This window comes from Sorangium sp. So ce362, from assembly GCF_051519845.1.
Taxonomy (GTDB): Bacteria; Myxococcota_A; Polyangia; order Polyangiales; family Polyangiaceae; genus Sorangium.
Window position 1 is genome coordinate 3,738,165 of the sequence record NZ_CP150332.1, and the last position, 18,846, is coordinate 3,757,010.

Annotated in this window: 17 protein-coding genes; 7 read left to right on the forward strand and 10 right to left on the reverse strand. The window is 73.4% G+C overall.

Annotated features, from left to right (window positions below; translation table 11 throughout):
- Positions 1–13 precede the first annotated feature (13 nt).
- Positions 14–688: a pseudouridine synthase gene (locus tag WMF17_RS14715; protein WP_437602678.1), complete on the forward strand. Its 675-nt coding sequence runs from the start codon at positions 14–16 to the stop codon at positions 686–688.
- Positions 689–715: 27 nt separating this feature from the next.
- Here WMF17_RS14715 and WMF17_RS14720 read toward each other — a convergent pair whose 3' ends face one another.
- The 6 genes from WMF17_RS14720 to argJ all read right to left on the reverse strand — a co-directional run bounded on the left by WMF17_RS14720 (position 716) and on the right by argJ (position 6,148).
- Positions 716–1,816, reverse strand: coding sequence for a dipeptide epimerase (locus WMF17_RS14720; RefSeq protein ID WP_437650049.1), 1,101 nt, complete (start codon positions 1,814–1,816; stop codon positions 716–718).
- Between the two features lie 28 nt (positions 1,817–1,844).
- Positions 1,845–2,501 carry a TlpA family protein disulfide reductase gene (locus WMF17_RS14725; protein WP_437650051.1) on the reverse strand — a complete coding sequence of 219 codons (657 nt, stop codon included), beginning with the start codon at positions 2,499–2,501 and terminating at the stop codon, positions 1,845–1,847.
- Positions 2,502–2,522: 21 nt separating this feature from the next.
- The gene (gene fabZ, locus WMF17_RS14730; RefSeq protein ID WP_437602683.1) at positions 2,523–2,990 is read right to left on the reverse strand and encodes a 3-hydroxyacyl-ACP dehydratase FabZ; all 468 of its coding nucleotides are present in this window, start codon (positions 2,988–2,990) and stop codon (positions 2,523–2,525) included.
- Between the two features lie 41 nt (positions 2,991–3,031).
- Positions 3,032–3,628 (reverse strand): OmpH family outer membrane protein, encoded by a 597-nt coding sequence (locus WMF17_RS14735; RefSeq protein ID WP_437602684.1) that lies wholly within the window; start codon positions 3,626–3,628, stop codon positions 3,032–3,034.
- Positions 3,629–3,767: 139 nt separating this feature from the next.
- Positions 3,768–4,625, reverse strand: coding sequence for a hypothetical protein (locus WMF17_RS14740; protein ID WP_437650053.1), 858 nt, complete (start codon positions 4,623–4,625; stop codon positions 3,768–3,770).
- Between the two features lie 347 nt (positions 4,626–4,972).
- Entirely contained in the window at positions 4,973–6,148 is a 1,176-nt protein-coding gene (gene argJ, locus WMF17_RS14745) for a bifunctional glutamate N-acetyltransferase/amino-acid acetyltransferase ArgJ (RefSeq protein ID WP_437602687.1), read from the reverse strand.
- 270 nt (positions 6,149–6,418) lie between these two features.
- On the opposite strand from argJ, the gene WMF17_RS14750 reads away from it, so the two are divergent.
- From WMF17_RS14750 to WMF17_RS14765, 4 genes are all read left to right on the forward strand, one after another.
- Positions 6,419–8,041, forward strand: coding sequence for a hypothetical protein (locus WMF17_RS14750; RefSeq protein WP_437650055.1), 1,623 nt, complete (start codon positions 6,419–6,421; stop codon positions 8,039–8,041).
- A 9-nt stretch (positions 8,042–8,050) separates the two neighbouring features.
- Positions 8,051–8,911 (forward strand): hypothetical protein, encoded by an 861-nt coding sequence (locus tag WMF17_RS14755; RefSeq protein ID WP_437650057.1) that lies wholly within the window; start codon positions 8,051–8,053, stop codon positions 8,909–8,911.
- Between the two features lie 132 nt (positions 8,912–9,043).
- A complete protein-coding gene (locus tag WMF17_RS14760; protein WP_437650059.1) occupies positions 9,044–11,074 on the forward strand; it encodes a DUF2169 domain-containing protein in 2,031 nt (676 codons plus the stop codon).
- A gap of 151 nt (positions 11,075–11,225) precedes the next feature.
- On the forward strand, positions 11,226–12,686 hold the full coding sequence (locus tag WMF17_RS14765; protein ID WP_437650060.1) for a serine/threonine-protein kinase: 1,461 nt from the start codon (positions 11,226–11,228) through the stop codon (positions 12,684–12,686).
- A 448-nt stretch (positions 12,687–13,134) separates the two neighbouring features.
- Here the strand turns inward: WMF17_RS14765 and WMF17_RS14770 are convergent, their stop codons facing one another.
- Both WMF17_RS14770 and WMF17_RS14775 read right to left on the reverse strand, forming a co-directional pair.
- The gene (locus WMF17_RS14770) at positions 13,135–13,944 is read right to left on the reverse strand and encodes a fumarylacetoacetate hydrolase family protein (protein WP_437650062.1); all 810 of its coding nucleotides are present in this window, start codon (positions 13,942–13,944) and stop codon (positions 13,135–13,137) included.
- A gap of 107 nt (positions 13,945–14,051) precedes the next feature.
- Positions 14,052–14,636: a class I SAM-dependent methyltransferase gene (locus WMF17_RS14775; protein ID WP_437602697.1), complete on the reverse strand. Its 585-nt coding sequence runs from the start codon at positions 14,634–14,636 to the stop codon at positions 14,052–14,054.
- A 156-nt stretch (positions 14,637–14,792) separates the two neighbouring features.
- Here WMF17_RS14775 and WMF17_RS14780 point away from each other — a divergent pair, with 156 nt between their 5' ends.
- Complete coding sequence (locus tag WMF17_RS14780; RefSeq protein WP_437650064.1) at positions 14,793–15,485, forward strand: DUF2293 domain-containing protein; 693 nt, start codon at positions 14,793–14,795, stop codon at positions 15,483–15,485.
- Here the strand turns inward: WMF17_RS14780 and WMF17_RS14785 are convergent.
- The gene (locus WMF17_RS14785; RefSeq protein WP_437650066.1) at positions 15,482–16,087 is read right to left on the reverse strand and encodes an HAD-IA family hydrolase; all 606 of its coding nucleotides are present in this window, start codon (positions 16,085–16,087) and stop codon (positions 15,482–15,484) included. The genes WMF17_RS14780 and WMF17_RS14785 overlap by 4 nt on opposite strands.
- A 316-nt stretch (positions 16,088–16,403) precedes the next feature.
- On the opposite strand from WMF17_RS14785, the gene WMF17_RS14790 reads away from it, so the two are divergent.
- A complete protein-coding gene (locus WMF17_RS14790) occupies positions 16,404–17,612 on the forward strand; it encodes a vWA domain-containing protein (protein ID WP_437650067.1) in 1,209 nt (402 codons plus the stop codon).
- A 90-nt stretch (positions 17,613–17,702) separates the two neighbouring features.
- On the opposite strand, the gene WMF17_RS14795 is transcribed toward WMF17_RS14790, so the two are convergent.
- A complete protein-coding gene (locus WMF17_RS14795; RefSeq protein ID WP_437602701.1) occupies positions 17,703–18,758 on the reverse strand; it encodes an LNS2 domain-containing protein in 1,056 nt (351 codons plus the stop codon).
- Positions 18,759–18,846: the final 88 nt, after the last annotated feature.

Here is an 18,846-nt window from a genome sequence, read left to right on the forward strand (position 1 = left end):
CGCCGCCTCCGCGATGCAGCTCTCCCTGCTCCACCTGGACGACCGCGTCGCCGCCTTCGCGAAGCCGTCCGGGCTGCTCGTGCACCGCGGCTGGGGCAGCGCGCCGGTCGTGTTCGTCGATCTCGCCGAGCGGACGCTGGGCCGGAAGGTCTTTCCGGTCCACCGCCTCGACCGCGCGACGAGCGGCGTGCTGCTCGTCGCGCTCGACGCGGTCGCGGCGGCGCTGCTCTGCGCGCAGTTCGAGCAGGGCCTCGTGCGCAAGCGTTACCTGGCGCTCGTCCGCGGCGTGCCCCCCGAGCGCGGGTGCGTCGATCACCCGATCCCGCGGCGCGAGGGGGGCCCGCGTGTCCCGGCCGTCACCGACTTCGAGCGCCTCCACGCGCTCGAGCGCTACGCCGTGGTCGAGGCGCGCCCGCGCACGGGGCGCCTGCACCAGGTGCGGAGGCACCTCAAGCACATCAGCCACCCGATCATCGGCGACGTCAACTACGGCAAGGGCGAGCACAACCGCCTCTTCCGCGAGCGCTACGCGCTGCACCGCCTCGCGCTGCACGCGGCCGAGCTCGCCGTCGCCCACCCCGAGACGGGCGCCCCCCTGTGCATCGCCGCGCCGCTGCCCGACGACCTGCGAGGGCCGTTCGACCAGCTCGGCGTGCCGGCGTGGATCGGCGCGGCGCCCGCGGCGTGAGCGCGCCGGGGCCTGCGCCTCGGCGCGCTAGCCGGCTCCCGGATCGCGGCGCTTCGGGGTGACGCCGTGCCCGGCCCGGATCCCCTCGAGCGAGAGCGCCGGGCCTCGCTGGACGAAGCCGCCGTCGAAGGGGTTCTCGGCGAGGAACATCGGCGTGTCGAGATCGACGAACGAGAACCCGCCGAGGCCGGCGGCGAAGCAGGCCGACGCCGTCATCGCGAGCATCGACTCGACCATCCCGCCGATCATCAGCCCGAGCCCCGCCGCGCGGGCGACCGCCGCGATGTCGAGCGCCTCGGCGACGCCGCCCTTCATCAGCTTGATGTTGACCACGGTCGCCGCGCGCTCCGACGCGACGCGGAGGACGTCCGCCGCGCAGGCGACGCTCTCGTCGGCGGCCACGTCGACGCCGGCGCGGCGCGTGACCTCCTTCATGCCGTCCCAGTCGTCGCGCGGCACGGGCTGCTCCAGGAGCGCGACGCGCGCGCCGAGCCGGCGCGCGTGCGCGACGAGCGCGAGCGCCTCGCCCGCCGTGAGCCCGCCGTTGCCGTCGAGGATCAGCGACGCCTCCGGCGCCGCCGCGTAGATCGCCTCGATGCGCGCGGGGTCCGACGCGGCGAGGTGGCCCCCGACCTTCACCTTGAGCGCGCGGAAGCCCATGGCCGAGGCGCGCCGCGCGGCCTCCTCCGCGCGCTCCGGCGAGCCCGTGGTGATGGTGATGTCGGTGGTGAGCGCCGTCCCCGAGCCGCCGAAGAAGGCCCAGAGCGGCATGTCGGCGCGCCTCGCGAGCGCGTCGAGGATCGCCGTCTCGATCGCGCAGCGCGCCGCGCCGGCGCCGCCGCCCGCCGCGGCGCGGAGCGCGACAGCGATGGCGCGCCACGCGCGCGCGTCCGCGCCCACCACGGCCGCGCGCAGCGAGAGGGCGGCGGCGCGCGAGGCCTCCTGCGTCTCTCCGTTGAAGGCGGGCAGCGGCGCGGCCTCGCCGAAGCCGAGCGTCCCGTCGGCCAGCTCCACGGTGACGAGGAGGTTCGCCGCGCGCTCCTGCGCGCCGCCAGCGATGCCGAACGGCTCGTGCAGCGGGATGTCGAGCGCCTCGATCGAGACGCGCCGGATCAGGGTAGGGGACATGAGGGCAATCGCCGCCTTCGCACGGGGCTCACGGAGAGGAGCGGCCGTCGTCGCTCGGCGCGGGCGCCTCGGCCGGGGGAGGTGCCGCCGGCGGAGCAGCTCCCGGCGGACCGGCCGCTTCGCCGAGCAGCGCCTCGATCTCCCGGGAGATCTTCTCCTCTTCGCCGTCCTCGTAGCCCGCGTGGACGTGGCGCACGACGCCGCTCCGGTCGACGATGAAGGCGGTCGGCATTCTCCGCGGGTTGTAATTTTTTGCCGCGCTCTGGTCCTTGTCCCAGAGGATCTTGAACTTGACGCCCGCCTCGTCCGCGAACTCGACGAGCTGCTCTTTCGAGGCGTCCTCGGGGGCGTCGAGGGCGACGGCGAGCACCGCGAGATCGCCGCCGAAGCGCTCGACGAGCTCCTGGTACTTGGGGAACGACTTCCTGCAGGGGTGGCAATAGGTCGCCCAGAAATCGACGATCACCACCTTGCCGCTCGCGTCCTTCAGCGTGGACGGCCCCTCGCCGCTCACGACCTCGGCCGCGAGCTCGGGCGCCGCCGAGCCGATCAGGCCGCCGCCCGCCTGAGGCGCCGGCGGGGCGGCGGTCGCGGCGCCGCCGCAGCCGGCCGGGAGCGAGAGGGCGATGGCGGCGCAGAGGACAGCGGCGATGCGGGCGAACGACGGCGACGGGCTCCGGCTCATGGTGAGATCTTCCTCTCTGAATCAGGGCTCGCGATCGACGACGGAGGCGAGCATCTCCCCCTCGGCGCAGAGCGTGCCGTCGACGCTCGCCTCGCCGCGCAGCTTCCAGACGTTCGAGCGGTGGTGCAGCACCTCGACGTAGAGATCGAGCCGGTCGCCGGGCGTCACGGTGTGGCGGAACTTCGCCTTGTCGATGCCGAGGAAGAACATGAGGTTCGAGGTCGCGTCGAACGGGTCCGACGCGTAGGCGAGGATGCCGCCGAGCTGCGTGAGCGACTCCAGGATCAGCACCCCGGGCATGATCGGCCGCTGGGGGAAGTGCCCCTGGAACCAGGGCTCGTTGTACGCGACGCACTTGTAGCCGCGGATGCTCTTGTTGGCGGTGACCTCCGTCACGCGGTCGACCATCACGAGCGGGTAGCGGTGCGGCAGGATCGACAGGATCTGATGGATCTCGAGCGTGACGGGCTCTTGGGGTCGTTCGGGCAAGGCCGGCTCCTTTCCGCGGCGTGGAGCGCGCGGACAGCGCGCTACTTGGCGATGTCCTTCTTCTCCGCCTGGTTGCCGCCCGCGTCGTCCTCGCCGCCGCCGGTGTTGTAGAGCTGGATGATCTGCTCCGTGAGATCGAGGTCGGCGCGCACATAGGGGGCCGCCTGCTTGTCCAGGATGATCTCGTAACCCGACCTCTTCGCGATCCGGGCGACGATGATCATCATCTTCTTGACGATGGGCCCGGTCAGCTCTCCCTGCTTCTTCTGCAGCTCCTTATTGTAGTCGACGAACACGGTCTGGAGCTCGACCATCTGGCGCTGCCAGTCCTCCATCCGTTTCTGCATCGATTCGCGCGAGAGCACGCGCGACTGCTTCTCGATGTCCTCGCGCGCCCGCTGGAGCTCGGTCTGCTTCGCGTCGAGCTCCTGCTGCCGCCGGTCGAAGAGCTTCTTCAGGGTGGCCTGCGCCCGGATGCCGTCCTCGGTCTGCATCACGGCGTGCTGCACGTCGACCACGGCGATCCGGGTCTCGGCGGCGGCGACGCTCGGCGCGGCGAGGGCGAGCGAGACGACGGCGGCGCGGGCGATCCGGACGAGGAGCGACGCGGGCCGATGCACGGGGGAGCGGGCGACCATCCGAGGCGATTACCCGCCGCATGACGGACGGTCAAGGTGTGCGGGGGCAGGACCGCGGAAGGTGAGGGGGCGTCGATGGAGGCCCTTCGTCCGCCGCGGCGGAACGGCGGCGCGAGGGGCCTCGGTCAGCGGCGGCGGATCAGCGGCACTCGCCGGAGATGCAGCTCTCGCCGTCAGGGCAGGGCTCGTCGAGCGTGCACTCGGGCGCGACCTCCTCCCGTGTCTTGCAGAAGCCGTCGTTGCAGCCGACGAAGCGGCTGTCGATGAGCCGGCAGGCCTGCTCGCTGTCGCAGGGGTAGTGGCAGTAGCCGTCTTCCATGCACTCCTGGCCCTGGGCCGCGCAGGCCGTGGTGGCGCATCCGGGCTGCGGCGAAGGGTCGGCCATGCACGCGCCGGTCACCGCATTGCACACCTCGCCGGCGGCGCAGTCGTCGTGCGTCGTGCACCGGGCGGTGCAGGCGCCCTCGACGCAGAGCGCGCCGCCCTCGCACGGCGCCGCGTCGCTGCACTCGGGGTTCGCGGGGTCGGGGACGCAGACACCGCGGTCGCAGCGCGTGCCGGCCGCCGCGCAGGGGGCGCTGTCGGAGCAGCCGTCGGCGCACTCGCCGTTCACGCACACCCGGTCCGCGCCGCACTCGTAGCTGAACTCGCACGCCGCGATGCAGAGCCCTTCGACGCACCGCGTGCCGTCCTCGCACGCGTCGTCGCCGTCGCAGGGACACGTGGTGAGCTCCGCGTCGCAGGCGACCTCCTCGCCGCCAGCGCCGCCCTGACCGGCGCCGCCCTGGCCAGCGCCGCCCTGGCCGGCGCCGCCAGCGCCCACGTCGGACTCCGCCGGGCGACACCCGTAGCCGTCGCAGAGGAAACAGTTCTCGCCGTCGCGGTCGCACTGGAGCGTGGCGTCACCACAGCCGCCACAGCCCGCCGCGGTCGCGGCGATCATCAGGAACAGCGCGCCTCGACCCAGGATCTTCGCAAGGGGGGAATAAAGAAGCATCGAAGTCCTCCAGCGGCGGCCGGCACCGGCGCGGCCCTCCCGCACGACTACCATGCCGCCCGCTAACACGCAGCGTGCCAGGGGGCCGCCGGAGAGGATCGCGGGGAAGCCCGACCGGCTTCGCGCATTGTGAACCTGCGTTCACCAGCTCTCGTCGCGCGAGGTTCACTGGCCTCGGCCGCGTCTCGTCGCGCGACGTTCGCTGGGCCGAGGCGCACAACGTGAGGCGACGGAGGGTCGTCGCTCTGGGGCTGGCCTGGATCCGCCGGACGCAGCAGGCGCTTCCGGTCAGGGCGAAGACGTGGGCGCGCTCTCCGCGAGCCGCCCGGCCGATCGCCCCGCGCGGCTCACGAGCGGTAGCCGGCGTTCACGTCGACGTAGCCGTGCCCGAGGTCGCTCGTCAGGTAGGAGAAATCGCCGGGACCGCTGCCGAGCACGAGCTCGATGACGTAGGTGTCGCGCGCGAGCACCTCGTTCGCCTTGAGCTCGGCTTCCGCCCCGACGGGCGCGCCGCTCTGCACGATCGGGATCCCGCCGACGAGGATCTGGACCTCGCTCGGATCGAACGGGACGCCGGCGCGCCCCGCGGCGGCGAGCAGCCGCCCCCAGTTCGCGTCCTTGCCGAACAGCGCGGTCTTCACGAGCATCGACGTGGCCACCGTGCGCGCCACGGTGCGCGCCCCGTCGCGCGTCGCGAGCCCGCGGACGCGGATCTCGGCGACGTGCGTGCTGCCCTCGCCGTCGGCCACCATCGAGCGCGCCAGCTCGCCGCAGACCTCGGTGAGGCCCGCCGTGAGCTCGTCGCGCGACGCGCGGCGCTGGGACGCGCCGGAGGACAGGAGGAGCACCGTGTCGTTGGTGCTGGTGTCCCCGTCGACGGTGCACGCGTTGAACGTCACGTCGCACGAGGCCGAAAGCGCCGCGTTCGCCTCGCCCGGGTCGAGCACGGCGTCGGTGAACAGGAAGACGAGCATCGTCGCGTGAGGCGGCCCGACGTCGGGGTGGATCATCCCGGCGCCCTTGCCGATGCCGAGCAGCGTGGCGCCCCCGCCCAGCTTGCGCTGAGAGAGCTTCGGCCAGCGGTCGGTCGTGCAGATCGCCTGGGCGAAGTCGAGGTAGCCCCTCGGCGACAGGCGCGCCGACAGCTCGGGGACTCGCTCGACGATCCGGTGCGCCGGCAAGACGGCGCCGATGACGCCGGTCGAGGCGGGCAGGACCTCGTCCTCCTGGGCGCCGATGGCCTCGGCGACGGCGCGCGTCGTATCGAGCGCGGCCTTCCAGCCGGCCTCGCCCGTACAGGCGTTGGCACATCCGCTGTTGACGACGACGGCGCGGGCGCGCCCCGACAGGACGCGCTGCATGGCGATGTCCACGGGCGCGGCGCGCACGAGGTTCCGGGTGAACATGCCGGCGACCACCGCCGGCTGATCCGCCACCGCGAGCGCGACGTCGATACGCCCGTCTTTCCGGATCCCCGCGCTGATGGCGCCGAAGCGAAACCCTGCAACTGGCTCGAAGCTCATGAGGGCGCGGAGTCTACGCACGAACGCGCGCCGGGAGAAAGCGGCAATGGGGCCTCCAGGCCACGTTGAAGGCTGCCGGGTGGATCGCCGCGGAGCGCCGCGCTGTCCTCCGTTGTCACCGCGGCGGCGCTCCTCCTCGGGCGAAGCGCGCCGCCGAGGGGCTCGACTTCTGCGCGCTTCCCAGGACCGCTCCGCTCTTCCACCCCGTTCGCGTTGCCGCGATGAGACGCCCGGAGGCGGCCGGACTGAGCCCGGCATTTGCAATGCTTCATGCCGATGGTCACCGTCCGGATCGTCGATATCAAAGGTCTCTATCTCCCGGGCTTTCCGGACAGCTCCGCGCCGCCGGGGACGACCCGAGCGGCTGGAGTCAGGCCCGGCTACACGAGCCTGGATAACCAGGGACGCGTCTACATCAATCGCGATCTCGACGGGCGCTGGGCGAGGAATACGCAGCTCATCGAGATCACCGCCGAGGTGACGAGCCCCGACGGCGAGCTCCCGGAAGGCGCGCGGATCCGCTGGAGCGCGCGCGATCCGGACGACCCGTCCAACGAGCGGCCGGAGGTGCACCCGGACTGGGGCCCCACCCTCGACGAGAACGATTACGACGCCGCGGGAGGGTACGTGGGGCCTGTCGAAGGGGACAACGAGGGGACGCCGGACAGGAGCCCGAGCTGGGAAGAGGTGGAGGGCTACCCGCTGTCCGACGTCGCGGAGACCAGCGCGAGCACGGCAATCGTGGGGGGGCGGAGCACGATCCGGCGGCACATGACCGATATCGCCGGAGACAACCTGATCGTCCGCGCCGAGATCGAGGCCGAGGGCCTTGCGGAAGCCGCCGCCGACGAGACCGGGATCATGACGCTCTGGCGCCGGATCGACGTCGAGTACATAAGGATGGAGAGCGCGCTTGCGCTGCCGCTCGCGCAGGTGCCGAGGCACTTCGAGCTGGTCTTCACCCAGCTCGACTTCTCCGAAGAGCGGGTGATCCAGGACCTGCAGCACCTCTCGCTCGACGCGAGCACGCTCGGCGAGCAGGCGTCCCGCTTCGTGAGCGAGATCTTCTCCCACGCCGGGGAGCCGGGCTGGTTCTGCCTGATCGCCGCGCTGGAGCCGCACCCTCTGCCCGAGCTCCAGGGCGCGCTGCTGTTCACCGGGGCTGTGACGATCCTGGACGGCGGGCAGGGAGAGAGGCGCAGAGAGTACGTGGAGATCCCGGGCGAGCACCCGGACGCGAGCTACGTCACGTTCCGCTGGAATGGCGAGCAGATCGGATTTTCGGTCGCGATCGCGTCCGTCCTGTCCGACCCGCCGCGAACCCAGCTCTGGCTCGATCCGCACGACATCCAGGGCCGGTTCACCGCGGGCGACGGGTCCGTGGCGCATGCGTACAGGGACCGCCTCTTCTTCTTCCCTCGCGCCCGCCGCAGGGGCGCGGCGTGGGAGCCCCCGGGCTATGGCATCCCCGCGCGCGTCGAGGCCGTCGTGCGGGGGCCGGGCGCCGTCTACACCGCCGGCATGAGCCCCACGATCGACCTCGGAACGGCGAGGTACTTCGCCGGCAGGACGATCCTCTTCACCCATCACAGGGCGTGGTGGGACCCCGAGCGCGAGCAGCCCCGGAGCGGGTACGAGGAAGGCACGCTCCACACCATCGTTCATGAGCTCACGCACGCGTTCGGGATGCCGCACAAGTGCGGCTACTTCGATTACCTGACGCCGCGGCGGACCACGTGCTGCATGAACTACCGCTCCCACTGGATGATCGACGCCGACCAGCAGCTCATCCCGGGGACCGCCGGGCTGGTCGGCGATGACCTGTGCGGGCGCCACGTGAAGGAGACCCGGCGCGTGCGCCTCGAGAAGAACAGAGGACTGCGATGGAGATGAGAGGCTGTCATGTCGGATAATCCTGCGTGCAACGAGGGAGAGCCCGCCGGCCCGCCCGGCCTGGCGCTGCGCTCGATCGATCACGACCGCCGCTATGTGCTCGGCTTTCCCCTGCACGTGGCCATCACGGTGTGCGCCGATCGCCCCGGCGCCTGCATCAGGCGGCTGCCGCGCGCGAGCTGGGCAGGCAGCGCCGGCGCGATCGGCGTTCGCCTCACGAGGGCGGGCTCGGGCGAGGAGGTCGTGAGGACCGAGCCTTCTCCGGTCGTGGTCCGCGAGCTCGGCACGCCGGTGTTCCTGCTATCGCCGGGGGCGTGCCGGCGCATGCTCATCGACGTCTCCTCGCATCTGCCCTCGGGTCTCGAGCCAGGGCATTACACGCTGGTGATCATCTACGTGGGGCCGCCCGACCGCGTGGAGAGCCCGCCGGTGCCGATCGAGCTCGCGGCGCCGGATCTCGAGGAGCAGCGCGAGCTGCAGCGCCTCGCGCCCGAGATCGCCCGCGCAGGCTCCTGGGGCCGCTGGACGAGCCTGCCCCCGGACGGCGGCGCGCCGGTCGACACCCGCGTGGATCCGGGCGATCCGCTCCGCTTCAACCGCGTCCTGCGCTACCTGATGTACGGGCCGGAGTCGCTCTGCGACGTGGACCCGGCCGTGCTCGACGTGCTCGACGGCGTCTACGCGCCGGAGGCCCACGCGCTCCGCGCCGAGCTCCACGCCGCCCGGGGAGACGCGGCGCGCTTCGTGGAGCAGGCGGAGCGCATCCGGAGCACCTACCCGGGGCTCGCCTGGTGGATCGAGCGGATCGAGGCGGGGCAGAGCGAGATCGGCTTCGTCCGGGAATGCAGGGCGAGGCTGCGCGGCGGGTGAGCGGCGGCGCGGCGCGCGCCGTCATCGCCGTGCGCCGCGCCGGGCGGGCCGCGAGGGCGCTGGCTCCACACGCGGATCACGGGATTGCAACACGTCCGTCACCACCCGCGAGGTACTCCTCGTCGCGAAGCAATGCGTGACGACGAGGCGAGCCATGGCCGGCAGCAGCTGCCCGAGCGCGCGAGCGTGAGCGCGCTCCCCCCCGACATCGTGACGGCGCTCCCCGGCGCCGAGGCCGCCGCCGTCTCCTGGCGCACGCAGGGCCGGCGGTACATCACGATCGTCGTCAAGGCGAGCTTCGCGTTCACGCCCGGCGCGGCCATGTGGCGGACGGCGCCGCAGGAGATCCTCCGCGCCGAGGTCCATCACGGCAAGAACCCCGCGCGGAGCGTGCGGTTCACCGGCGACCTCGCGCCCTACCTGGGCCGCGCCGACGTCCTCTTCACGGGCGACGCGCATGCTCCTGACGGCGCGCAGGTCCTGTCCTTGCCGGTGCGGATCGCGGTCTTCGGCGCGAGCGGCTGCGCGCTCGACAAACGCCTCCTGGTCCGCGACGGTAAGCCGTTCCAGCGGATGCCGCTCGTCTACGAGAAGGCGGTACGCGGCGCGAACGGGTGTGAGAACCCGTTCGGCGTCGACCCGAACGGCGGCGAGGCCATCCTCGTCGATCCAGAGGACCCGGCGCGGCCCGCGGGGTTCGGCCCGATCGCGCGCGCCTGGCCCGCGCGCAAGCGGCTGCTCGGCAAGACCCGGCGCGAGACGCTCGAGGGCCCGAACGCGGAGATCCCCGCAGGCTTCGACTGGTCGTACTTCCAGGCGGCGCCCCCGGACCAGCGGATCGATTTCCTGCGCGGCGACGAGTGGATCGTGATCGAGAACCTGCACCCGGCCGCTCCGCGGCTGGAGATGCGCCTGCCGAGGGCGCGCGGGGTCGCGCGGATCGAAGGGCTCGCCGCCTCCGGTGCGACAGGGGGCGAGACCCTCGCGCTGAGCGCCGACACGCTCCGCATCGACGGCGCCGAGCAGCGCTGCACGGTCGTGTGGCGTCAGATCATCCCCGTCCCCGGCGAGGACGCCCTCGCTGCCGTGCGGATCGCCGCCGGCGTCGCGATCGACGGCGAGGAGGTCGCGTGGCCCGATCTGCGCCTCGGGCGAGCCCGGCGCGTCGAGGCCGCGCAGCCGCCCGCTCCCCGGAACGGTCCGGATGGGACCGTGCTGATGGCGGACGCGCCCGATGCCTGCGGCCCGGCGGGCCAGCGGGCGGGGGATCCGGGACGCACGATCCACCTCTCGGACGAGGACATCGAGCTCATCGACCTGCCGCAGGGCCCGTCGCCCCTGGAGACGCTCGCGCTCTCCGAGGAGCAGGGCGAGGCGGCGGTGCGCGCGCCGGCGCTGCCGTTCGCGCTCGCGCCGGGAGCGGCGCGGCAGAGCCGGCCGGGGCTCACGCCACAGCAGCGCGACGTCGCCGCCGCCGCGAGCCTGACGCTCGCCCTGTCGGACGCGGACGAGGCGCGCGCCGGCGCGCGGCTCGCGATCCCGTTCTTCATCCACCCGATGCCGGCGCCGCGCCTCGCGCCGGAGGCGCCGATCCCCGGCGCCCCGTGGTCCGGCGAGCGCGCCTCGCCGGCGCCCGGCCTGTCCGCGGGGCTCGCGACCCTCGCGCTGGACGAGGCCTCGCCTCCGCTCGGCGACGGCGACGAGGTGAGCCTCGAGCGGTGCGCTGCCGTCGCGGCGGAGCTCGAGGAGAGGCCGATCCCCCGCGCCGAGGTGCTCAGGGCGCACGGCCTCTCCGTGGCGCGCTGGGACGAGGCCGAGCGACGATGGCGCGAGTCGATGGCGGAAGAGGTCAAGCGCCGCGGGCGAGCGCTCCGCGACCGGTTCGACAGGGCCTATGTCGCCGCGTGGGAGGCCATCCGCGGCGCCCTGAGCGCGGCCGACTACGCCCGGCTGCTCGTCGCGGCCGAGCGCAACGGGGCCACCGCCGCGCTCGATGAGCGCGCGATCCGGCGCACCGTGTGGGCGCGGATGAGGCGGCTCTGGGCCAGGCGGCTCGCCGACGATCCGCGCCTCCGATCCCGCGTCGAGGCCGAGCTCGCGAGGCTGCGCGAGGCGCCGCGGCAGCGCGCGCAGGGCGGCGCCCCGTCGGCCCACGCCGTCTGAACGCACGCCGTCTTCACCACATCGTCCCGCCCGGCGGCGATCGCTTCCCGGGCCTTCACGCCGCGCTCGGGAGGTGCGCGGCGCACCGTGCCCCTTGACCGCGGCGCGCGGGGTTCCGAACATCCTCGGTGGTGCAAGCGATGGTTCGGCCATGATCGACGCGTCGACGCTGGGTAAGGAGCTCGCGGGTCGGTACAGCGTGGAGGGGCTGCTCGGCGTGGGCTCGATGGGCGCCGTGTTCCGCGCGCGCCACCTCGCGCTCGCGCGGGTCGTGGCGATCAAGGTGCTCACGGGGCACGCGGACCCGAACGCAGGGGAGCGGATGCTGCGCGAGGCGCGCATCTCGGCGCTCATCAAGTCGCCGCACGTTGTGAGCTGTCACGACTTCGGCTTCCTCTCGAACCGCTCGCCGTTCATGGTGATGGAGTACGTGGGCGGCCCATCGCTGGCCGCGCGGCTGCAGAGCGGGCCGCTGCCGCTCGACGATCTGCGGCGCTACATGCTCCACGCGGCGCGGGGGATGGCCGCCGCGACGGAGCTCGGGGTGATGCACCGCGACCTGAAGCCGTCGAACATGCTGATCGCGCCGTCCGGAGAGCTGAAGGTCGCCGACTTCGGCCTCGCGCGCCTGACCGCCACGACGGGGCCCACGGCCCTGCGCGAGCAGCCCCTCACGGCGATGGGGACCGTGCTCGGGACGCCGTTCTACATGGCGCCCGAGCAGGCGTGGAGCCCGCAGGAGAGCGACACGCGGGCGGATATCTACAGCTACGGCGCGTCATTTTACCACGCGGCCACGGGGCAGCGGCCGTTCGAGGAGCAGGAGCTCTTGGCGCTGCTGCTCGCGCACCGGCAGGACATCCCGACCCGGCCGCGGGCGCTCCGGCCCGAGCTCGACGAGGACGTGCAGGCCATCCTGGAGCGCTGCCTGGCCAAGGACCCGAAGGACCGCTTCCAGTCCTTCGAGGAGATCGAGGCCGCGCTCATGGGCCCGCAGAGCACGCGCTGGGGCGACCCGCACGATCTGACGCTCCGCATGTACCTGGAGCAGTACCAGCGCGTCCGCCCCGTGCTCCTGGCGGGCGGCCCGGTCGGGCCCGTGACCGCCTTCCAGTTCCACGGGGACAGGACGCTGGCGATCGTGCGCGCGAACATCGCGGGCGTGTCGGCCGACGCGCTCGTGAGCGCGGACGACGGGCAGCTCACGATGTCCGCCGGCGTGGCGATGGCGCTGAACCACGCGAGCGGCGGCGTGTGCCACCTGGAGACGCGCAAGTACCTGCCCGTGCGTCACGGCGGGGTGGTCGTCAGCTCCGCCGGCAGGCTGAGCGCGCGGTTCGTCTTCCACGCGATCACGCTCGACTGGGATCACGTGGCGACCTACCGGCCGACCCGCGATCTCATCGTGCGGCTCCTCGAAGGGTGCTTCTACCACGCCAACACGATGAAGCTCCGGAGCATGGCGCTGCCCCTGCTCGGGGCCGGGCGGGCGGGCTTCTCACCCGCCGAGTGCCTGGACACGATGGTCGAGTTCCTCGTGAAGGCGATGCTCCTCGGCGGCACCGGGCTCTCGCACGTGACCATCGTGCTCCGGGACGGGCAACCGTTCTGAGGCCTCTTTCGGCGCGGCGGGGCCTCGGGCGGCCGCGCCGGGGGCCGCGCCGACGCCGAAGGCCAGGAGCGCGATGGGGTGCCATGGCCAGGAGTTCGCAGTCGCAGGGGATGTCATCGGGTGACCTCGGGGATCTGCTGCGGCGCGCGCGGCCCCCTGGCAGGGGGCGCTCCGGCGACCGCAACGACGGTGGGTTATGAAGGCGTTCGCCTGCGGGCTCTGCACAGGGCCTGCCACGCCGGGCAGCGGGAGCGCTGGCCCGTCCAGCCGCTGATCACCGCCGTGAACGCGGGGAAGCGGGCGCTCGCTCGATGGCGGAACGCCGCAGGGGCGGCGGGCGGCTGAGTCGATCAGGCATCACGCACCGTCGCCGAGCTCCGGGCAGCGGCCGGCCGAGCGTCGGGGCCTCGCGGGCCTGGAGAGCGACGCCGAGGGGCTGCTCGGTCGCTCAGCGGTCGCCGGCGCCGTTGCCCTGCGCCGACACGGACAGGCGCAGCGCCCCGAGCCCGCGCGCCCCGGCCGTGGCGCCGACGATGTCGATGACGAGCTCGTCGCCGGCCACGAGCGGCCCCACGCCCTGGGGCGTCCCGGTCGCGATGACGTCGCCGGGCTCCAGCGTCATCACCTGGCTGATGTACGCGACAAGCGTGGGCACGCTCCAGACCATCTGCGCCGTCATCTCGTCCTGCCGCACCTGGGTGTTCACGAGGGCCCGCACGCGGAGCGCCGCCGGGTCGAGCTCCGTCTCGATCCACGGCCCGACCGGGCAGAACGTGTCGAACCCCTTGCCCCGCGTGAACTGCACGTCCTTCCGCTGCAGATCCCTCGCGGTGATGTCGCCCAGGCACGTGTAACCGAACACGTGATCCCCCGCCTGCTCCGGCCGGACCGCCTTGCAGCGGCGGCCGATGATCACGCCGAGCTCCGCCTCGTGCTCGACCCGCTGGCTCTCCGGCGGGAGCACGATGGACTGGCCCGGACCGATGAGCGCCGAGGGCGGCTTGAGGAAGAGGAGCGGCTCGACCGGGACGTCGTTGCCGAGCTCCTGCGCGTGCGCGGCGTAATTGCGCCCCACACACACGATCTTCGTGGGGGCCACGGGGCAGGCGAGGTCCACCTCGGTCCACGCCACGGCCTCGCCGGTGGCCTTGCCGCCGAGCCAGGGTGGTGCGTCGAGGACGAGCGCGGCTGCGCCATCGAGGCGGGCGAAGAAGGCCGGGCGATCCTGATCCGGAGGCGCGAGTCGGGCGAAGCGCATGGCGGGAGCAAAGCGCGTTCATCGCGTCGCAGCAAGCCCGCGCGCCGCGCCATCGCGCCCCGCCGTCACGGACAGGCGCCGCGCCATCGCGCCCGGGCGCCGCGCCGTCACGGACGAGGCGCCGCGGCGCCCCGCCGCCGTGCGACGAGGCGGGCCTCGTGACGCCCTTCCTCCAGCCACCCTTCGTCGTAGCGGACCACCTCGAGCGCCTCGCCGAGGAGCCCGGGGAGCTCGCCGTCCTCGAGCAGCCAGCGCGCGCTCGGGCGCGCGTGCCGCAGCAGGTTCGACCGCGTCGGATGCACCACGACGAGGTGGCCGCCCGGGGCGAGCTCCGCCGCGCAGGCCGCGAGCCTGCGCTCGAGGAAATAGAAGATCAGGATCAGGTCCCAGGGACCGCCGGGGAGCGGATCGCGCTCCACGTCGAGCGCGACCGTGCGCAGCGCGAGCCCCTCCCTCGCCGCGGCGCCTCGCGCGACGCCGAGCCCGACCTCGGAGATGTCGGCCAGGGTCACGTCGAGCCCGCGCCGCGCGAGCCACAGGGCGTGCCGCCCGGCGCCGCCCGCCAGATCGAGCGCGCGCCCGCGCCTGGGCAGCAGCGGCTCGAGCGCGGTGAGCACCGCCGAGGGCTCGCCTGGATCGTCGCCGCCCTCGCGGTAGCGGGCGTCCCACCTGGTGCGATCGTCGTCCGACACGCTGGCCTCCTGTCCCGTTGACCGCGCCGGGGCGGAAGGGCGGGCCCCTCGCAGGCGACGAGCCTACCATCGCCCTGTTCGGCGGTTCCAGCGCGGCGCGGGCGACGGCGGCTGGACACGCGGGATGACCTGGCCTACCACGCCGGCCGCGCCGCCATGCCCGAGTGCCTGACCCTGGCCCCGACCGAGGATCCCCGCCGCTTCCGCGCGCCCGACGGCGCGCTGCTCTCGCCCCCCGAGGGGTGGGCGTGCCTGCCCCCGGGCGACGCCGGGCTCACCCGCCGGGTGAAGCTCACGGGCCCGTCCTGGATGGTGGTCGAGAAGCGCGGGCGCAAGACGTTCTCCCGGGGCCTCTGGGCGCCGGCCGCCGCCATCGAGGCCGCCCGCGCCGCGCTCGAGGCGGAGCGCAGCACGCCCGCCTACGCGAAGAAGCGGGAGGCGGACGCCCGGCGACGGGAGCGCGACCAGGAAGAGTACGTGCGCGAGTTCGAGGCCGAGGTCGCGGCGTTCCTCCGGTTCTCGCCGCGCTACGCGGCGCTCGCGCGGACGCTCGCGACCCGCGTGACGGCGCACGCGACCCCCGTGGGCAGCGGCACCGTCGCGCGCACGGAGCGGATCCCGGTCGCGCGGCGCGCCGAGTCGGCGGTGATCGCCTGGATGCGGCACCAGACCACGGCCTACGACTCGATGTCCATCGCGCGCGTGAAGGGGATGCGCCGCGAGGTGCGGCGCGACCTCGCGCAGATCTCGCGCGCGATCCTCGACCTGCATCGCGGCGACGCGCCGCACGTCAGCGCGTCGTGCCCGCTCTGCGGCGCCCTGGCCGGCGCGGCGGAAGAGCGGGCCTAGCGCCCTTCCTCGTCGAGCAAGCCCTCGCCGACGAGCCGGGCGCGCAGCCCCGCGGCCCCGTCGAAGAGGTGCGCGCGCATCCCGACCGCGGCCGCCGCGTCGCAGTTCTCCGCGCGATCGTCGACGAACAGGCACTCGCCCGCGTCGACCCCGATGCGGCTTACCAGGAGATCGAAGAACTCGCGCGCCGGCTTGCGCACGCGCAGGTGATGGCTCGAATAGACACCCTCGAACAGGGCGTCGAGCGCGAACGTCTCGCGCAGCTCCTCCACCCACACGGGGTAGTTGCTCGCCACGAACCGGAGCGCGCGGCCCCGGAGCGCCTCGACGACCTCCCGGACGCCGGGCAAGAAGCGATATCCCGCGCGGCGCACGCGGTTGAACGCGTCGATATCGAACGAGACGCCCTCGGCGCCCTCGCGGAAGAACCGGCGGGCGAACTCGGCCTCATCGATCTCGCCCGTCTCGAACGCGGGCCAGCACGCGCGGTCGCGGTGCCTGGCGACCTCGGCGGGCGCGGCGGGCGCGGCGGTCCAGATCGCCGCGGCGAGCGCCTCGCGGTACGGGTCGTAGAGGACGGTATCCATCAGATCGAAACACACCGCGCGGACCATACGGTGTGGAGCGTAGCACCGGCGAGCGCGCGTGTGAGCGGGCAGATCACACCGGCGCACAGGCTTTGCGGTCACACGGGTGAGTTGTGCTCGCAGCGCGTTGAGAGCGACGCGAGCGACGCGACTGACACGGTATTTGAGAAACCATGTCTCGCAATGAGCATAGTTCTGGCTTATACTATTCATGGGTGGCGAGGTCTCTGGAGCGCGGTTCGGCGGTGCGTCGGCTCCTGAGGTCTCAGTTGCTAGTTTGCTTCTCTCTACCGGCGCACGGCGCCGGCACTTGCTTATAAGGAGTCAGGCCATGAGATTGCCTGCGATGGCCATTGCCTTGTCCATGGTGACTGCGTTCGGTGCGGCGTGCGGCGGCGGCTCGAGCGCCGACGGCGAGGGCACCTCCCAGAGCGGCTCGGGGGCCGCGAACAGCTCGGGGGATGGGAGCGGAGGCGCCGGCAACGGGTTCGGCGCGGGGAGCGGTCTGAACGCGGGCGGCAGCATCGACTCGGGCGGCCCCAGCGGCGCCGGCGGCTCGACCGGCGCCGGCGACGCCTGCGCCACGCACACGGCCAAGGCCGAGCTCCAGCCCGTGTACCTGGCGGTCGCGTTCGATGTGTCTGGCAGCATGGGCGCGAACGATCGGCCCTCGCACAGCAAGGAGCTCAAGTGGGATCCCGTCGTCAGCGCGACAAAGCAGTTCTTCGCGGATCCTGCGTCGGCAGGGCTCACCGCCTCGCTCACGTTCTTCCCCGGCCGCGAGCGGCGGCGCATGTGCTCGGCCCGCACCTATCAGACGCCGGACGTCGAGATGACGTCGCTGCCCTCCGAGGCGTTCGCCGAAGCGATCGACGAGGTCACTCCGGCGAACGACGACGACTGGCGCATGGGCACGCCGACGGCGTTCGTGGTCGAAGGGACGATCTCGTTCATCCAGGCGCAGCGCCGGGGGGACCCCGGGAAGTACGCGCTCGTGCTCGTGACCGACGGCTACCCGCAGCTGTGCGATGAGGCCGACTCGATCGAGGCCGTCGTCGAGCGCGTCGAGGGGGCGCGCGGGGACAACATCCCGACCTACGTGATCGGGGTGGCGAACCCGCCGGACGACGGGCCGGGGAACGTCGACAACCTGCGCGACATCGCCGTGGCCGGCGGCACGGGGGAGGCGTTCATCATCGAGACCGGCAGCCCCGACGCGACGGCGACCGCGTTCAGGGCGGCCATCGATCAGATCCGCGGCGCCGCTGTGTCGTGCACGGTCGCGATCCCGCCGGCCCCCGAGGGCAGGGCGTTCGACAAGCAGCGGGTGCGCGTGACGTACACGAGCGGAGCGGGCCAGCCGAAGGCCCTCGCGTACGATCAGGCGTGCGCGAGCGACGAGGCCTGGCGCTACGACGACCCCGCGAACCCTGCGCAGATCGAGCTCTGCGAGAGCGTGTGCAACGCGATGCAGTCCGATCCCCAGGCGGCCCTGGCGGTCGACTTCACCTGTGACGACGTGATCGATGTCCCGCTGTGATCGGCGGCGGGGGCGCCGCCTGGAGAGGGCGCGCCCCCGCGGTCGAGGCGCCGCCGCGCAGGGCGCGCCCCCGCGGCGCGAGCGCCTCCCTCAGGGCGCGCAGGCGGCAGGTGGGCTGAAGAGCGCCGGGACGAGCGCCCGGTAGTCGTCGTGGGGCACGCCGCCGCCGAGGTCGCCGCCGAGCTTGTGATAATAGCTTCGTGAAGGGGCGATCCCCGCGGCCGTGTAGGTCGTGACGTCGCTCGGCATGTTGCCGAAGCCGAAGGACGGCACGATGCCCGTCCGCGCCTTGAGCCATCCGAGCTCGATCGTCTTGTAATCGGCCGCCGCCCGGCCCATGGCGCCGGTGACGCCGATGGTTGTGTGGAGGATGCCCGGCGGGAAGCCCTGCTGTCTCAGCCAGGCTCGCGTGCTGCCCACGAGCCACTCGGGGCGCGCGGTCACGTAGAAGAGGTAAATCCCGCTGTCGGCGAGGGCGCGCATCGCCTCGGCCGCGCCGGGGTGGGCGGCCGGCGGGGCGCCGCCGAAGAGCTCGCCGACCACCGCCGCCTCGCTCGACGTGAGCGTCCCGTCGACGTCGGTGACGGCCACCCGCGCGCCGGGCGGGAGGACCTCGATGAACAGATCCGCGCTCGTGCCGTCGCCGACCACGGCGAGGTGGACACGATGCCGGCCGACCTCGAGGCGCCGCCCCGCGGTGAGATCGAGATAGACGCGCCCGCCGGTGTCCGGGATGCCCTCGGCGGTCGGGTGCGGGTGGTCATCGTCGCTCGTCCGGAAGGTGCCGAGCCTCTCCCATGGGCCGCTGCAGCCGCGGAGGAGATAGGCCTCGACGTCCTCGTCCTCGAGATCGTCGTCCTGAGGGCCGTAAGCGAGCTTCGCGATGGCCCACTGGGGCCCTTCGGGGCGCGCGAAGAGGTCGCGCCCGCGGTGGCGCGGCCACCCGCTCGCGACGAGGCGCGAGCGCGTGTGCCTGAACCCGCGCGGCAGGGCGGCCGGCGGCGGCGCGTCGCAGGCCGGGCGAGGCGGGCAGGCGCCCTCCCTGAGCTGCGGCGGCGCGGGCGCCGAGGCCGGCCGCGGGGCGCCGGCGCAGGCGAGGAACGACAGGGCGGCGAGGACCAGCGGGGCGAGCGGAGCGGAGCGCAAGGCGCGACCACCTATACCGCGGCGGCGGCGCGGCGTGACCCGGTCGCGACGCGGCGGCGGGCGCGGCGTGACCCGGTCGCGACGCGGC

Bases quoted from the DNA above. Each gene is read 5' to 3' on its own strand.
- WMF17_RS14715 (WP_437602678.1), top strand. From the start codon at position 14: ATGCAGCTCTCCCTGCTCCACCTGGACGACCGCGTCGCCGCCTTCGCG.
- WMF17_RS14720 (WP_437650049.1), bottom strand. From the start codon at position 1,816: ATGTCCCCTACCCTGATCCGGCGCGTCTCGATCGAGGCGCTCGACATC.
- WMF17_RS14725 (WP_437650051.1), bottom strand. From the start codon at position 2,501: ATGAGCCGGAGCCCGTCGCCGTCGTTCGCCCGCATCGCCGCTGTCCTC.
- WMF17_RS14735 (WP_437602684.1), bottom strand. From the start codon at position 3,628: ATGGTCGCCCGCTCCCCCGTGCATCGGCCCGCGTCGCTCCTCGTCCGG.
- WMF17_RS14740 (WP_437650053.1), bottom strand. From the start codon at position 4,625: ATGCTTCTTTATTCCCCCCTTGCGAAGATCCTGGGTCGAGGCGCGCTG.
- argJ (WP_437602687.1), bottom strand. From the start codon at position 6,148: ATGAGCTTCGAGCCAGTTGCAGGGTTTCGCTTCGGCGCCATCAGCGCG.
- WMF17_RS14750 (WP_437650055.1), top strand. From the start codon at position 6,419: ATGCCGATGGTCACCGTCCGGATCGTCGATATCAAAGGTCTCTATCTC.
- WMF17_RS14755 (WP_437650057.1), top strand. From the start codon at position 8,051: ATGTCGGATAATCCTGCGTGCAACGAGGGAGAGCCCGCCGGCCCGCCC.
- WMF17_RS14760 (WP_437650059.1), top strand. From the start codon at position 9,044: ATGCGTGACGACGAGGCGAGCCATGGCCGGCAGCAGCTGCCCGAGCGC.
- WMF17_RS14765 (WP_437650060.1), top strand. From the start codon at position 11,226: ATGATCGACGCGTCGACGCTGGGTAAGGAGCTCGCGGGTCGGTACAGC.
- WMF17_RS14770 (WP_437650062.1), bottom strand. From the start codon at position 13,944: ATGCGCTTCGCCCGACTCGCGCCTCCGGATCAGGATCGCCCGGCCTTC.
- WMF17_RS14780 (WP_437650064.1), top strand. From the start codon at position 14,793: ATGCCCGAGTGCCTGACCCTGGCCCCGACCGAGGATCCCCGCCGCTTC.
- WMF17_RS14790 (WP_437650067.1), top strand. From the start codon at position 16,404: ATGAGATTGCCTGCGATGGCCATTGCCTTGTCCATGGTGACTGCGTTC.